This is a genomic window from Paenibacillus sp. FSL H3-0286 (assembly GCF_045040705.1).
In the GTDB taxonomy this organism is placed as follows: domain Bacteria; phylum Bacillota; class Bacilli; order Paenibacillales; family Paenibacillaceae; genus Paenibacillus_AQ; species Paenibacillus_AQ odorifer.
In genome coordinates this window covers 4,053,484-4,067,962 of the sequence record NZ_CP150285.1, presented here as the reverse complement: position 1 = coordinate 4,067,962, position 14,479 = coordinate 4,053,484, and the positions used below count along the sequence as shown (strand labels likewise).

The window sequence follows — 14,479 nt, the reverse complement described above, 5'->3', positions numbered from 1 at the left end:
TTCGAATTTCGAATAAAATGGAATTGTAAGCGTTATCTGAGACATATTTAGAAAGGAGACTTTCGTTATGTTATTTAAACGCACAAAAAAGCAACCCAAATCAGATCATGTAACCGTCACATTACCTCAAGTGAAACAGGCGATTCGAAAGTTCGAAGAAGATATGCCTGGACCTATTAATAGAACAGCATTAATCTTAGAGGACAAAAGAATCGATATGAGTCGTCTGAAACGTTATTTGGGTGGAATACCCGAACGGAATTTCTATATGTCTCGAGAGACCTATGAAATTTTCGAGGAAGAAGACAAGTTAGTACCGTATTATCTTGATTTAGTTCAGGCTGCTGTAGACAGTTATATTAGTGATACAGGCAAGCTACCACTGCTTGAAGACACCTGGTTGCCAGAGGTTCATTATCGGTTGTTATCTACAGAAAGTTATCTAAAAGAAACACCTCCTTTTCCGTTGTATATTACGGATGAAGAAATGATGCTGACCCATCGGGCAGAGCATTTCGAGTAAAGGAATGACGCAGATATGAATCTTCACAAAGACTGTTCAGTAAAAGGGAAGCCACAAATCCTTTTTGTTGAATAGTCTTTTCTTTGTCTCTAAAGGCATAGTACAATTACATTCTGTAGGTTAGGTTTGAAAATTAACAGCATGTAAGGGGAATTGCTTGATGAAGGATGTACAAGCTATTTTATTTGATCTGGACAATACTTTAATGGATCGCGACTATACATTTCGCAGCTTTAGCACTCAGTTCGTGCAGGATTTTCTTGGGCATCTTGAACCTGCGGAAGCGCAGGCCGTGATCGAGGATATGATCCACAGAGACGCTGATGGCTACCGTGATAAAGACGGATTTTTTTTAGAACTTAGTGAGATCCTGCCTTGGGAAAAGCCTGTGTCGGCTGAACATATCCGAGCGTATTATGATGCGAGCTACATCAATCATGGTGCAGCCATGGAGCATGCTTTGGAGGTTCTGGAGTATTGCGTGGAGCGTGGATATACTTTGGGGCTGGTCACCAACGGTAAAAAAGAAATCCAGAACACCAAAATTGATATTCTCGGCCTGCGAGAGTACTTCAAGGCTATTGTTATATCTGGAGAAGTTGGCATTGCGAAGCCTGATCCTGCGATTTATCAATTAGCTTTAGACAGGCTGGGTGCCTCTGCGGATCAAACCTTGTTTATAGGGGATCATCCGATAAATGATATCTGGGGGGCAGGTAAGGCTGGCCTTGAAGGGATATGGCTGCAAAGGAAACATCCTTGGGACGATCAGTTGGACATCCAACCTTGGAAAATGATCCGTGAGCTGAAAGAATTAAAGGCTATTTTGTAATCTGGAAAATTTGGGGTTGACATTTTACTGCTGCACCAATTATGATAACAGCATCTTAAATTTCGGAAGGAGACGATGTTTTATGACAGTTTTAAATGTAATGAACTCAACTGTTGTGGATACGTGTCTTCCGGGAACAGCTGCTGCCGAATAATTGATTCGTGCAGTTTAGCAGGTAAGCTCAATTACGCTTATTAGAGCCACCGGGAACCGTATAGGGTCCGGTGGCTTTTTTGCGTGTATAGAAAGATTGGATTTGGTGTAATAAATCCACATGTCTATATACCGCCGCCGGAGTCTTTATTTCCGGCGGCTTTTTGTGTTCTCGGAAAACGCCAAGGGGCAAGAAAAAACATAAACATATCTTTTAGGAGGAAATGAATGAATAGCATAAAGCAATATGGTTGGAATGAAAACTGGAGTACAAAATGGAATGAAAAGTGGAGTCATGCAGAGGATAAACAATTTATTCCCGGGAGAATCGTTGGTGACTTTGGCAGTAAGTACAAGGTGTTAACTGATGTAGGAGAGACGTGGGGAGAGCTTGCCGGGAAGCTGAGACACACATTTGTAGCCTCGGGTGATTTTCCTGCCATTGGAGACTGGGTAGCATTGGCGATGCAAGATGGCGGCGAGCATGGAATCATACATGGCGTATTGCCTCGGCAGAGTGTGATCTCACGCAAGGTCGCAGGAAATACACAAGATGAGCAAATTGTTGCCTCCAATGTAGACACATTATTTCTGGTCAGCGCGTTGAATGATGACTTTAATGTTCGCCGGATGGAGAGATATCTGATCATGGCTTGGAATAGTGGGGCAAATCCAGTTATTCTACTCACTAAAGCGGATCTTTGTCCGGATGCAGACAGTAAAATCGCTGAAATGGAGAGCGCGGCTCCCGGAGTATCAGTACATGCTGTTAGTGCAATACAAGATGAAGGACGCGAGAAGCTGCTGCCTTACATTGGTGAGGGTCAAACAGTAGCTCTTACGGGCTCTTCCGGTTGTGGGAAGTCGACAATGGTCAACTGGCTATGCGGGAAGAACCTTCAGATTACGCAGGATGTTAGAGAAGGGGATAGCCGCGGACGTCATACTACTACCCACCGTGAACTGTTTGTTTTGCCGGATGGGGGGATTATCGTAGATACACCGGGGATGCGGGAGCTGCAGCTCTGGGAAGATGAAGGTGGTCTTGATCTAGCGTTTAGTGATATCAGCGGTCTAGCTTCTAACTGCCGGTTTAGTAACTGTAGACATGAACGCGAAGAGGGCTGTGCTGTACTGGAAGCAGTCCAAACAGGTGAACTGGAAGAGAAGAGACTATTCAACTACCGAAAAACACAACGAGAAGTATTGTACCAAAATAATAAAGAAGTCAAGCTTAAGAGAAAAAGCGCAGCTTCCACTAAAGTGAGTTCATCCAGAACCAGAGGATACGGATGGCGTAAAGAGCTGGATGAATATTAAAAAGAATTGATATAACGGCATAGACATTGAAAAAGGGCGCCCCTTAGCTTTTGACAGCTAAGGGGCGCCCTTCATTATTGAATTGAATCTAAACGGTTATGGTTTAGAAGGATGCAGCAGTTTCCTTAGCCAGTTGCAATCCGTTTTCAATGATTTCAGCGGATTGTGCTGGAAGTTGGTTGTGGCCTTCGATGATTACTTGTGTAATATCTTTAATTCCCCACAGGTTAAGGTTACCAACGATGAAGTTTACTGCCATTTCAGCACTTGCAGCAGGACCTTCAGAGTAGATACCGCCTCTTGCATTCAGAACGATTGCTTTTTTACCTGTCAAAAGACCAACTGGACCTTCAGCAGTGTAAGAGAATGTTTTACCAGCTTGGCAAAGGTAATCTACATATGTGTGCAATACAGCAGGTACAGTCATGTTCCACAGTGGGAAACCGAATACTACCTTATCTGCAGCGATGAACTGATTAAGATATTTATTAACGATAGCGGCACCAGCTGCTTCCTCAGGTGTTGCTTCGTATCCTTGAGCGGCTTTATACATACCAGTGATCAGGGTATTGTCGTAGTATGGAAGTTGCTCTGCGAACAGATCAAGCTCAGTGATTTCATCTTCTGGGTGGTTGAGTTTGTAGCTCTCCAAGAATTCATTGTACAGCTTAACACTTACGGATTGTTCTGCTGGACGGTTGTTTGCTTTAATAAATAGAACTTTAGACATTATGATTTCTCCCTTGCATGTGTGTATTTAATATTAACTATATTTAATATAGCATATAATCTTTTGTTTGTAAATTATTTTTTTGTTCTTGAAATTTGTTTGCGCTTAAGGAGTTTGAAAAAATGAAAACAAGGTTAATAGGTGATACAAGAGAACAGGAAATAATTTCCTGTCTCTATAAGTTCCAGAATGATCTAAAAGGAGCGATTGACATGTCCATCGATCGGTTTATTATTAAAAAATTGGACAGCTGTCACGAAGAGCATACGCGTCAGAATTTAGTGAAGCTATTTAGACTTCGAATCCAGAAAGCTGAAAAAGCAGAGCAGAAGAATTACAAGATCAGCTGATAATTGCTTAGCTCTTCCTAATAGTAGATTTTTCGCTGAATGAGACAGAGTCCTTGGGTTAAAAAAGTCCGTAAATATAGCAGAGCAGTGATCCTCCCGTTAAGGGGGGATCACTGCTCTGCGTTTTTTAGTCCTGGCAGATTGCTTCAGCATAAAGGGGCAGCAATGAAAGCCAACCTACGACAAACGTCACTTTTGGCAGGTGACATGGTAGGGTCAGGCCACCCGCTACATCTAATCTGATGACCCATGCAAAGTCATTTGTTGAGTTACATACCAAGTCAACTGCTAAGTTACACACTGAGTCAGTCACACGCCAAGTTAACGGCTAAGTTACTAACTGAGTCACATAACTAGTAACGTGTAGGTTACTAACTGAGTCACACATTAAGTCAACCGCTAAACGACTTACTAAGGCACACAACAAATCTCCCGCTGAGTTACCCACTGAGTCACACACCTAGTTAACGGCTAAGTCACCTCACTGACTAACACAACTAATCACCCGTTGATTAACTCACTGAGCTACACACCAAGTAACACCAAGTCACCCGCCGAGTAACTCACTGAGCTACACACCAAGTTAACGGCTAAGTCAGACAACAAATCACTCGCTAAGTGACCTTCCAAGTATCCTCAGCGGCCAACGGACTCAGATGACGCTATATACGAATTTTTAGTCATTAGAGCAAAGTTTCGGACTCCAGCGCAGCTATTCAGCTTTTTGAGGTCGATAATTAGTGTTTTTCGCGCCAATAGTGACTCTGGGGTCCGATAGGATTCCAAATGAGCCCAAAAGTTGCGATTAAGGTCATCTGAGTCCGAAAGCATCCAACTATGAGTTCGAAAGCAGTGGCTATGAGTTCAAAAGCAGCGACTAAAGCTACAACAGTAGTAACTATGTACGCGATAGTAACAACTATGTACACGATAGTAACAACTATGTACGCGACAGTAGCAACTATGTACACGACAATAGCAACTAAAGCAAACTGAGTTTCGAATTTAGATTACTGCGGACTCAGATGACGCTATATGCGAATTTATGAGCATCAGAGCAGAGTATCGGACTCCAATGCAGCTATTCAGCTTTTTGAGGTCGATAATTAGTGCTTTTCGCGCCAATAGCGACTCTGGGGTCCGATGGGATTCCAAATGAGCCCAAAAGTTACGATTAAGGTCATCTGAGTCCGAAAGCAGTGGCTATGAGTTCAAAAGCAGCGACTAAAGCTACAACAGTAGCAACTATGTACGCGACAGTAGCAACTATGTACACGACAATAGCAACTAAAGCAAACTGAGTTTCGAATTTAGATTACCGCGGACTCAGATGACGCTATGTGCGAATTTATGAACATTAGAGCAGAGTTTCGGACTCCAGCGCAGCTATTTAGCTTTTTGAGGTCGATAATTAGTGTTTTTCGAGCCAATAGTGACCCTGGGGTCCGTTAGAATTCCAAATGAGCCCAAAAGTTGCGATTAAGGTCATCTGAGTCCGAAAGCATCCAACTATGAGTTCGAAAGCAGTGGCTATGAGTTCAAAAGCAGCGACTAAAGCTACAACAGTAGTAACTATGTACGCGATAGTAACAACTATGTACACGATAGTAACAACTATGTACGCGACAGTAGCAACTATGTACACGACAATAGCAACTAAAGCAAACTGAGTTTCGAATTTAGATTACTGCGGACTCAGATGACGCTATATGCGAATTTATGAGCATCAGAGCAGAGTATCGGACTCCAATGCAGCTATTCAGCTTTTTGAGGTCGATAATTAGTGCTTTTCGCGCCAATAGCGACTCTGGGGTCCGATGGGATTCCAAATGAGCCCAAAAGTTACGATTAAGGTCATCTGAGTCCGAAAGCAGTGGCTATGAGTTCAAAAGCAGCGACTAAAGCTACAACAGTAGCAACTATGTACGCGACAGTAGCAACTATGTACACGACAATAGCAACTAAAGCAAACTGAGTTTCGAATTTAGATTACCGCGGACTCAGATGACGCTATGTGCGAATTTATGAACATTAGAGCAGAGTTTCGGACTCCAGCGCAGCTATTTAGCTTTTTGAGGTCGATAATTAGTGTTTTTCGAGCCAATAGTGACCCTGGGGTCCGTTAGAATTCCAAATGAGCCCAAAAGTTACGATTAAGGTCATCTGAGTCCGAAAGCAGCCGGCTATGGGGATGGCCGGCAAGCAGCAATCCAAACGTGCCATGAAATAGCACAAAATCAGTACAAAGTAGAACCAAGCAGAACCAGCGAACCAAGGTCCCTGACTTTGAGAGTTGAAGCTATGTATACCTATGTATGCGCAAATAGTATCTAAATCAAACGGAGTGTCATTTTGGATCAAGTTTAGCTTCAAAAAGACAACGAGTCCAAGCAGCACCTCTTGGCTACTTAGGACGTTCCTTATTAGAAAGCTGAGGACAGCAATGTTGTGACAAAAAAACTACCCCTCCATTAATAGAGGGATAGCGCCAATGAATCATTTTCACTGTAACTGTGCAATATAGCTTCAGAGCCTTTAATTTCGATACTAATCAGAGAATTGAGGCATTTCTGGAGGGCACTTTTGCCCTTTTGAATTTTGAGCTCCAGCGTACTGTTAAGTAATCTAAGTACTTTTTGAGTGGGCTGTTTATTTTCTGTTGTGAAATACACAGGTACAAGTTTGTTCTGAAATGTGATGAGCATTCTCATTTTGAAATCACCTCGCTACAAGTATTTCATGTTAATGATCATACCCCTTGTTTCTTAATTTTACCTTAAAATTAGCTTATGATAACATAAAGATTGCTAGTTTAATATACATTTATATGTAATACAGGAAGGATACAATAATGTGAATGAGAAAGAACGAACGGATTTAACGGATTTAACGGAATTTTTATTTCCAGATCGGGTAACCGACCAAGTAGTTTTAAATGAATTGTTAAATACTGCGTCTACAGCAGAAAGGATAGGTAGATTCAAATATAGAGAGAAGGAGAAAACTAAAGATCTGTGTTTACAAATACATAAGGATAAAATACTAGCCTACTGCAATAATACACCGGACTCTCCCCGTGTGTGCTGAAGAACAGAGAGGAAACAGAGAGCTTTTGTCTCGAGTTGTTCGAATGTGAGAGAGCGATGGAGCCCTTTGCTCACGGGATTCCGGCGTTACTAATGTCAAAAAAAAGGTTCGAGGAGCTGAAAAAAGGCTCTGATTCCTCTACGGTTCACAGACTCTCAGAGTGTTTAGCTGCAGAGACAGGAGATGATGTCCATTCCAACCATCTTGCACAAGTGATGAAATGCTTCGACGCAGAGGGAGAATTGCGACTCTGTATTTCTAGTGAAAATGGCTGGAAGTTTCAGTATGCTAGCTTCATAAGCGATCATTCAAGTGGCTGGTTGCTGCGAATGAGCAGCGATCCTTCCCAAGACTGGATTGTAGCTCTTCCTATATCGAAAGCACAATTATGTGGTTCTGTTGCAGAGTGGGTGTTTCATTCCTCTTCTTTTCCTAGTCCACAATAACCGTTGAATAGGGAGGAAGAGTAAGCTGATCTGAATTTAAGGTCACTTTGTCAGCAGTTGTCTTTTGGATCTTGGTGTAAGAGATACCCTCGGCATTTGGATGAAGCGTAATGATTTGTTCATCTCCAGTTAGGTTATGAACAACGAGGACTTGATCCTCTGTTGTTATACGTTCGTAGGCCATTACCCCTGCATTGCCAGAAGTGTAGTCTCGAATTCCGCCATCACGGAGCGCAGAGACTTCGTTTCTTAACGCAATGAGTTCGCGGTATCTTTTAAGCAGTGAGCTGCTGTCGTTAGTCTGGCTTTCGACATTAATGCTAACATCATCAGCGTTATTGCTGCCGACCTCCCAAGTAGTCTGCCCCTCACCCTGATCCGCTGTCATCCATCTCATGGGCTCACGAATTCCTTCATCTGGTTTTACACCAAGCATTCCTATTTCTTCACCATAATAAATAAAAGGATTTCCAGGTAAGGTTAACAGCAGGGCTGCTGCCATTTTTGCATGATCCAGATTGCCGTCTAATTGACTCATGACTCTGTTTTGATCATGATTTGTCAAAAAAATTGCATCGGTAAAATGGCTATCAGATATTTTGGAGTACAAATTATACGTACGTTCCAGCGTAAAGGCAGTCCCGCTGTCTTTTTCAGTTTTCACGGAATTAATAAGGGTCTCGGCTAACCCAAAGTTAAAGCTAGAGTCGAAGGCTTGATCTAAATAAGCCCCTACGGTGACTGCAGAATTCTCCCATACTTCGCCGACAATATAAGCTTGAGGATTCACTTCATTCATCGCTTTGCGGAAATCCTGCCACCAAGATACATTTTTATTGGTTGTGGCTTGGCTTTTGTCGCTTAGAAGGTCTTCGTATATATGTTTAGCAGCATCTAAACGAAATCCATCAACCCCTTGTTCCAGCCAAAACTTGCCGATATCTTTCATTTCATTACGAACTTCCGTATGATCAAAATTTAGATCAGGCATGCCTTCCCAAAAGCCACCTAGATAATGACTACCCAGTAAAGAGTGCCATGCACTGCCACTACCAGCGGCACTAGCTCCATTGGCAGGGCGTCCTTGATCTTCGGCCCATATGTACCAGTCGCGATATTTGCTGTCTTTATTTTTAGCGGAATCTACGAACCAAGGATGTTCTTTGGAGGTATGATTCACGACCAAATCCATAATTACTTTAATCCCACGTTTATGCGCCTCCGTAACGAGCTCTTGTAAATCCTCAATCGTCCCATAATCTGGATTGATTGCACGATAATCTGTCACATCGTAACCATGATAGCTTGGTGAAGGGTTAATAGGCATAAGCCAAATCCCACCGATCCCCAGATCGTCTGTGGTGTCAGGATTTCCGTCATTTAAGTAATCTAATTTTTTGGTAATCCCTTTGAGGTCACCGATGCCATCCCCGTCAGAGTCATAGAATGAACGAACAAAAATCTCATAATAAACCGTTGAAGGCTGTTCGTCAGTGGTAATCGTTTTTGCAGCGGGAGGTGTTGTAGTATTCTGAGCTGTATTTGCTTTTGGCGATGGAGAAGGGGAGGCAGAGGAGGGAATATTGTTATTATTTCCTGAACAACCGGATAGCAGAACGGCAGTTAAGCTAAGAGTCAAAAGTCCGTTTATTGTGTGTTTTTTGGCGATAGATGTTGCTAGTTTATCCATATAAAATAACCCCTTCTGCTGCAATTTTCCTATAAAGGAAATGGTAAGCGCTTTAATTCTTATAGTACTGTAATCAAATCCTCAGGTAAAACGTTTGCACAGATATAAAAACAGCAAATCCAGTGATATTTATCCATAAAATCAATAAAAACCGCTGATATCATGGATATTCTTTTAATTCCCCACGATATTCGGGATTTTAACCTTTCAGTAGGCATGTGCATATGCTTTAAGCAAGGGCGAAGGACCCGGTAAGAAAGGAGAATGAAGAATGAAGATTCGGAAAAAGCTGTCATTGTCGCTCATGATCATTACTTTATGCTTTTCAGTACTTGCCGGTTGCGGCGGAAAGTCAGAGACGGTAAAGGTGAAGATTGGGGAGGTTACCCGCTCTGTCTTTTATGCACCCGAGTATGTTGCCTTGACTCAAGGTTTCTTCAAAGATGAAGGGCTGGATGTAGAACTGCAGACGATTCCCGGTGGAGATAAAACCATGACTGCATTGCTCTCAGGAGCTATTGATGTGGCGTTGGTTGGTTCAGAAACCTCCATTTACGTGTATCAGCAGGGCTCGGATGATCCGGTCATTAATTTTGCACAGCTGACTCAAAGGGATGGAACATTTCTGTTCGCCCGGAAGGCTGATGGAGATTTTAATTGGGATAAAGTGAAGGGCTCTACCTTCCTTGGTCAAAGAAAAGGCGGAATGCCACAAATGGCAGGCGCGTTTACTTTATCTAAAAAGGGAATTGATCCTGCGAAGGATATTACCTTGATCCAAAATATCGATTTTGCTAATATTGCCGGTGCATTTGCTTCAGGTACTGGGGATTATGTGCAGCTGTTTGAGCCGCAGGCCTCTATCTTCGAACGAGAAGACCGGGGAGCTGTAGTGGCATCGTTTGGGGTGGAGAGCGGTTATTTACCTTATACGGTATTCATGTCAAAAAACAGCTACATTAGCAAAAATGGAGACACCGTGCAAAAGTTCACTAATGCCATCCAGCGTGCTCAGCTTTGGGTGAAGGAACATAGTCCTGAAGAAATTACGGATGCCATAATAACTTATTTTGATAAAACGGATCGTGACATTGTGATTTCTGCTGTAAAACGCTACAAGGAACAGGACACCTACGCCATTAATCCGGTTGTTGATAATGAAGAATGGAATAATCTGCTAGATGTTATGGACAACGCAGGTGAACTTAAAGAACGTGTTCCAGCAGAAAAGATCGTGAATAATACTTTTGCTGAAAAAGCTGAAAAGACCATAAAGAGCAGTAGCTCTAAATAAGAGAGATAAGATCCTAAATGGATTTTGTTAACTATAAGGAGGGGATGACCTTGCTTCCAGTAGTGCAATTAAAGGGAGTAACGCATGCCTATCTCGGCGATCGGGAAGCTTCACTGGCCGTTGAGGATCTAAATCTTAATGTCGAGCAAGGAGAATTCGTCAGCTTAGTAGGCCCAAGTGGCTGTGGTAAGACGACTCTCCTATCGATTATTGCCGGACTGCTGCAGCCCTCTGAGGGAGAAGTATTCGTAAATGGCCAACCCATTCTAGGCCCTTCACCTGAGGTTGGATATATGCTGCAGCAGGATTATCTTTTTCCTTGGCGGAGTATTCTTGACAATGCCGTGCTTGGACTGGAGCTGACCGGAAGCTTAAACGAGGAGAGCCATAACCGGACTTTGGAGCTGCTGCGCGAGATGGGATTAGAAGGGAAAGAACAGGCCTATCCTTCTCAGTTATCCGGAGGGATGCGGCAACGGGTGGCTCTTGTACGAACATTAGCTACCAATCCAGGACTGCTGCTGTTAGACGAGCCGTTCTCGGCACTTGATTATCAGATCAAACTTCAGCTGGAAGATTTAGTCTCAGAGACCTTACGCAGCCGGGGAACCACGGCTATTTTGGTCACGCATGATCTGTCAGAAGCGATTGCGGTCAGCAGTAGGGTTATTTTATTGCAGCGAAATCCAGGGAAGATTCGTAAAGTTTTTCCTGTTCCGGAGCTAATCCGCTCAGCCCCACCGCTGTATGCGCGTGATCAGCCAGGGTTTGCGGAGCTTTTTCATGAAGTATGGACAGAGATGGAGATCGCAGGGAGGGAAAGCTAATGAAACGAACAGAGCAAGCGGGTGTCTTAGCTTCCCGTGAACTGTGGCTGCAGCAAATGCATGTGGATTTCAAAAAAACTAAACAGCGCCGGCGTAATCAGGTTATTGCTGTAAGAAGCAGTCTGTTGCTGCTGTTCTTTGTGTTGTGGGAAGCGGGAGCAAGAATGGGCTGGATTGATGAGTTATTGTTCAGCTACCCGACAAAAATCTTCAAACAGATTTGGCAGGATATGATCAGTGGAAGCTTGTGGCCTCATTTGGGGATGACGGTAGGAGAGACTGCGGTAGGCTTTGTTCTGGGAACCTTGTTAGGAACGCTGCTGGCAGTGATTATTTGGTGGTCTCCGTTTTTATCAGCGGTGCTTGATCCGTTTATGGTTGTCTTTAACAGTATGCCGAAGGTGGCCTTGGGGCCGATTTTTATCGTAATGTTCGGGGCGGGTTTCACCGCTATCGTTGTGACAACCCTATCGATTACGGTGATTATTACTACACTTGTTGTTTACAATAGCTTTTGCAGTGTGGATCCTAATCTGGTGAAGGTGGTCCGCTCTTTTGGAGCTTCTAAAGTTCAGGTGTTTTTTAAAGTGATTCTTCCGGCATCTTTTCCAACGGTGGTCTCTACCCTAAAGGTGAATGTGGGAATGTCATGGGTCGGGGTTATCGTAGGAGAGTTTCTAGTAGCAAAATCCGGTCTTGGGTACCTGATCATATATGGATTCCAGGTGTTTAATTTCACGCTTGTAATGTCCAGTCTGCTGATTATTGCAGCCGTTGCAACGGCAATGTATCAACTGGTAGTGTATCTGGAGAAGCGCTTGTTATACCGTCGGTAAGTCTAATGTAACGTTGTGTCCATTCACAAAATCTTGTAACATGTCTATATCTTTACCTATTAACGGTTAGTGCTTTTAAGGAGAGATAGGGTTATGGGATTTCGTGTGATTAAAACAGCTGCTGCGACGTTAATGTCCGTTCTTCTCGCGTCTGCAGTAGGCATACCCAATGCACAAAGTGCAGGGCTTTTAGCCATTCTGGGTGTGGAGGTTACCTTGAAAAGGAGTTTCCGGACGATAACGGCGCGTTTTTTGGCCTCGCTCGTGGGACTCTTTTTTGGGTGTATTTTATTTTGGATATTAGGGTTTCATTACTGGGTACTTGGACTGTACGTTCTTGTTGGCTTTCCGATGATTGTGAAGTCTGGCTACAAGGAAGGGATTGTCACTAGCTCTGTTATTGTGTTTCGTGTGTTTGGACAAGCTGAGTTATCGCTACATGTGTTGTTGCAGCAAGTAGAGCTACTGGCCATAGGTCTCGGTTCAGCGGGGGTGGTCAACTTAATTTACATGCCACAGACTGGGGGAGTTATTTATGGAATCCGCAAGGAAGTGGATCGATACTTTTCAGTTATTTTTACTCAAATGGCCCGTACTTTGCGTGAGCCTGCGTATATGTGGGATGGCAAAGAATTAATTGATGCGGATAATGCAGTGCAGCGGGGACTGACAGCAGCTACTCGCGAGATGGAGAATCATGTAATTCATCCTGATGAAGCTTGGAATGTCTATTTCTATATGCGTAAGGAGCAGCTGGAATCGATACAAAGCATGATGCAGCTGATTTCTCAAGTATATCGCCATTTACCGCATGGAGAGATGGTAGCTGAATTGTTCGACCAGCTTAGCGGAGATGTTTTGGCTGAAGAATATACAGGCCGCACGGAACATTTGCTGGAAGAGCTTGAACATGAGTTTGAAAGCATGGATTTGCCAGAGACACGTGAGGAATTTGAAGTGCGATCAGCGATTCTGCAGCTTTGCAGAGAATTGGCACTGTATTTAAAAATTGCGAAACGCCATAAAATACCGGTCAGCTATAAGCCTGAGAAACGTTTGCTCACCCGGAAAAAAGCTTAAAATTAGGCTTTAATAAAGTGAAGTATTAACATTCGCCCCTGAAATCACGATAAAATATGTATGAACTAAAAGTTGATCTTCGAAAGGGATTAACAATTATAGGGTGAGTTCAAATTCAAGCAGGAAATTCATATACGAATTTTCCGCATTGGCAGGTGAGGCGTATGGACAAAGATATGGAATCATTTATCGGAAAACAACTTGTAGCTAACCTCTTTAATGACAAAGGAGTATTTGTTTTACCCGCATTGACTTTATTGAGTGCTGAACATATTAGATTAATTCGTCAACATAAGATCACTCTGGAATCTCATGACGTCGTCCAGCTGGATAGCGCGGAATTTTTCCAGCTTGCAATTGATGATTGTACAGCTGCGATTGAGAATATTTTTGAACAGATTCGTCATAACAAAAATAAAAGAATTCCTATGCTGGAAGTTAGAAATGAAGTGATTCCGTTTATCCAGCAGGTAAGCGAAAAGAATGACTTCTACGGAGTATTGGCTGCTTTGCAGACCAAAGATGATTATACATACAGACATAATGTAGCTGTGGGCATAATATCTACCCTGCTAGGCAAATGGCTGAAGCTAAAGTCTGAGGATTTGAGCATGTTGACCATTGCAGCGACTCTTCACGATATCGGCAAAATGAGAATCCCGGATGACATATTAACTAAGCCCGGTCCATTATCTGACGAAGAGTTTCAGCTGATGAAAAAGCATACGACCTTTGGGTATGAGATGATCAGGGATACGGTAGGCACAAACCATACCCAAGCGCTAGTAGCCTTACAGCATCATGAAAGAATGGACGGCAGTGGCTATCCATTTGGTGTGCTTGGGAACCGGATTACTGATTTCAGTAAAATCGTTGCTGTGGCTGATGTGTTTCACGCGATGACTTCCGACCGATTTTATCGTAAAGCGGCTCCTTTATACGAAGTATTACTGCAAATGGAGGAGAGCGTGTTCGGTAAGCTCGACCCTTATATTTGCAGAGTGTTTATTAATAAGTTAATGCAGTCAATGCTAGGGAACGAAGTGGAATTGACAGATGGGCGAAAAGGAAAAATTGTTATGATTCTTGCTACAGACCCTTTGCGGCCACTGGTGAATATTGATGAGGATTTTATTGACTTAAGCAAACACAGATCACTTGGAATTGTGCGGGTAATCCCGCAATAGCTGGTGTTTTAAGGTTTTTTGAGGGGGTAGGAATGGCTCCGGAACAGGTTGGACCATTTTTGGAATCTACTCATATATGTACAAAATTTGAAATAAAATGAACTATGAGTCTCCTGAAAAAGCC

13 protein-coding genes are annotated in these 14,479 nt (G+C 43.0%); 10 read left to right on the top strand and 3 right to left on the bottom strand.

The genetic code is table 11. The annotated features are described in order from the left end of the window. The first annotated feature begins 67 nt into the window (after positions 1-67). From MHB37_RS18350 to rsgA, 3 genes are all read left to right on the top strand, one after another. Complete coding sequence (locus tag MHB37_RS18350) at positions 68-523, top strand: DUF3939 domain-containing protein (RefSeq protein ID WP_036688004.1); 456 nt, start codon at positions 68-70, stop codon at positions 521-523. A gap of 160 nt (positions 524-683) precedes the next feature. Then, a complete protein-coding gene (locus MHB37_RS18345; protein ID WP_076280028.1) occupies positions 684-1,355 on the top strand; it encodes an HAD family hydrolase in 672 nt (223 codons plus the stop codon). A 381-nt stretch (positions 1,356-1,736) separates the two neighbouring features. Beyond that, positions 1,737-2,828: a ribosome small subunit-dependent GTPase A gene (gene rsgA / locus MHB37_RS18340; protein ID WP_076219216.1), complete on the top strand. Its 1,092-nt coding sequence runs from the start codon at positions 1,737-1,739 to the stop codon at positions 2,826-2,828. Between the two features lie 103 nt (positions 2,829-2,931). Here the strand turns inward: rsgA and MHB37_RS18335 are convergent, their stop codons facing one another. Further along, positions 2,932-3,558, bottom strand: a complete 627-nt coding sequence (locus MHB37_RS18335) for an FMN-dependent NADH-azoreductase (protein WP_076128352.1) — start codon at positions 3,556-3,558, stop codon at positions 2,932-2,934. 122 nt (positions 3,559-3,680) lie between these two features. Between MHB37_RS18335 and MHB37_RS18330 the strand changes: the two genes are divergently transcribed. Next, the gene (locus tag MHB37_RS18330; protein WP_038571602.1) at positions 3,681-3,908 is read left to right on the top strand and encodes a hypothetical protein; all 228 of its coding nucleotides are present in this window, start codon (positions 3,681-3,683) and stop codon (positions 3,906-3,908) included. A 2,471-nt stretch (positions 3,909-6,379) separates the two neighbouring features. On the opposite strand, the gene MHB37_RS18325 is transcribed toward MHB37_RS18330, so the two are convergent. Further along, positions 6,380-6,619 carry a hypothetical protein gene (locus MHB37_RS18325; protein ID WP_036687997.1) on the bottom strand — a complete coding sequence of 80 codons (240 nt, stop codon included), beginning with the start codon at positions 6,617-6,619 and terminating at the stop codon, positions 6,380-6,382. Positions 6,620-7,087: 468 nt separating this feature from the next. Here MHB37_RS18325 and MHB37_RS18320 point away from each other — a divergent pair, with 468 nt between their 5' ends. After that, positions 7,088-7,441, top strand: coding sequence for a hypothetical protein (locus tag MHB37_RS18320; RefSeq protein ID WP_139331022.1), 354 nt, complete (start codon positions 7,088-7,090; stop codon positions 7,439-7,441). Here MHB37_RS18320 and MHB37_RS18315 read toward each other — a convergent pair. Beyond that, positions 7,428-9,131 carry an alpha-amylase family glycosyl hydrolase gene (locus tag MHB37_RS18315; RefSeq protein ID WP_405168337.1) on the bottom strand — a complete coding sequence of 568 codons (1,704 nt, stop codon included), beginning with the start codon at positions 9,129-9,131 and terminating at the stop codon, positions 7,428-7,430. The genes MHB37_RS18320 and MHB37_RS18315 overlap by 14 nt on opposite strands. Positions 9,132-9,402: 271 nt before the next feature. On the opposite strand from MHB37_RS18315, the gene MHB37_RS18310 reads away from it, so the two are divergent. The 5 genes from MHB37_RS18310 to MHB37_RS18290 all read left to right on the top strand — a co-directional run bounded on the left by MHB37_RS18310 (position 9,403) and on the right by MHB37_RS18290 (position 14,355). Continuing rightward, entirely contained in the window at positions 9,403-10,425 is a 1,023-nt protein-coding gene (locus MHB37_RS18310; protein WP_076128360.1) for an ABC transporter substrate-binding protein, read from the top strand. A 50-nt stretch (positions 10,426-10,475) separates the two neighbouring features. Beyond that, positions 10,476-11,252, top strand: coding sequence for an ABC transporter ATP-binding protein (locus MHB37_RS18305; RefSeq protein WP_076128362.1), 777 nt, complete (start codon positions 10,476-10,478; stop codon positions 11,250-11,252). Then, complete coding sequence (locus MHB37_RS18300) at positions 11,252-12,088, top strand: ABC transporter permease (RefSeq protein WP_076128364.1); 837 nt, start codon at positions 11,252-11,254, stop codon at positions 12,086-12,088. The genes MHB37_RS18305 and MHB37_RS18300 overlap by 1 nt, the downstream gene beginning before the upstream one ends. A 93-nt stretch (positions 12,089-12,181) precedes the next feature. Continuing rightward, complete coding sequence (locus MHB37_RS18295; RefSeq protein WP_076128366.1) at positions 12,182-13,168, top strand: aromatic acid exporter family protein; 987 nt, start codon at positions 12,182-12,184, stop codon at positions 13,166-13,168. Between the two features lie 164 nt (positions 13,169-13,332). Beyond that, positions 13,333-14,355 carry an HD-GYP domain-containing protein gene (locus tag MHB37_RS18290; protein WP_051491532.1) on the top strand — a complete coding sequence of 341 codons (1,023 nt, stop codon included), beginning with the start codon at positions 13,333-13,335 and terminating at the stop codon, positions 14,353-14,355. Positions 14,356-14,479 lie beyond the last annotated feature (124 nt).

Excerpts from the sequence above, each read along its gene's own strand:
- MHB37_RS18295 (WP_076128366.1), top strand. The coding sequence starts at position 12,182 with ATGGGATTTCGTGTGATTAAAACAGCTGCTGCGACGTTAATGTCCGTT.
- MHB37_RS18310 (WP_076128360.1), top strand. The coding sequence starts at position 9,403 with ATGAAGATTCGGAAAAAGCTGTCATTGTCGCTCATGATCATTACTTTA.
- MHB37_RS18335 (WP_076128352.1), bottom strand. The coding sequence starts at position 3,558 with ATGTCTAAAGTTCTATTTATTAAAGCAAACAACCGTCCAGCAGAACAA.
- MHB37_RS18350 (WP_036688004.1), top strand. The coding sequence starts at position 68 with ATGTTATTTAAACGCACAAAAAAGCAACCCAAATCAGATCATGTAACC.
- MHB37_RS18330 (WP_038571602.1), top strand. The coding sequence starts at position 3,681 with ATGAAAACAAGGTTAATAGGTGATACAAGAGAACAGGAAATAATTTCC.
- MHB37_RS18325 (WP_036687997.1), bottom strand. The coding sequence starts at position 6,619 with ATGAGAATGCTCATCACATTTCAGAACAAACTTGTACCTGTGTATTTC.
- MHB37_RS18300 (WP_076128364.1), top strand. The coding sequence starts at position 11,252 with ATGAAACGAACAGAGCAAGCGGGTGTCTTAGCTTCCCGTGAACTGTGG.
- MHB37_RS18320 (WP_139331022.1), top strand. The coding sequence starts at position 7,088 with ATGTCAAAAAAAAGGTTCGAGGAGCTGAAAAAAGGCTCTGATTCCTCT.
- MHB37_RS18345 (WP_076280028.1), top strand. The coding sequence starts at position 684 with ATGAAGGATGTACAAGCTATTTTATTTGATCTGGACAATACTTTAATG.
- MHB37_RS18290 (WP_051491532.1), top strand. The coding sequence starts at position 13,333 with ATGGACAAAGATATGGAATCATTTATCGGAAAACAACTTGTAGCTAAC.
- MHB37_RS18315 (WP_405168337.1), bottom strand. The coding sequence starts at position 9,131 with ATGGATAAACTAGCAACATCTATCGCCAAAAAACACACAATAAACGGA.
- rsgA (WP_076219216.1), top strand. The coding sequence starts at position 1,737 with ATGAATAGCATAAAGCAATATGGTTGGAATGAAAACTGGAGTACAAAA.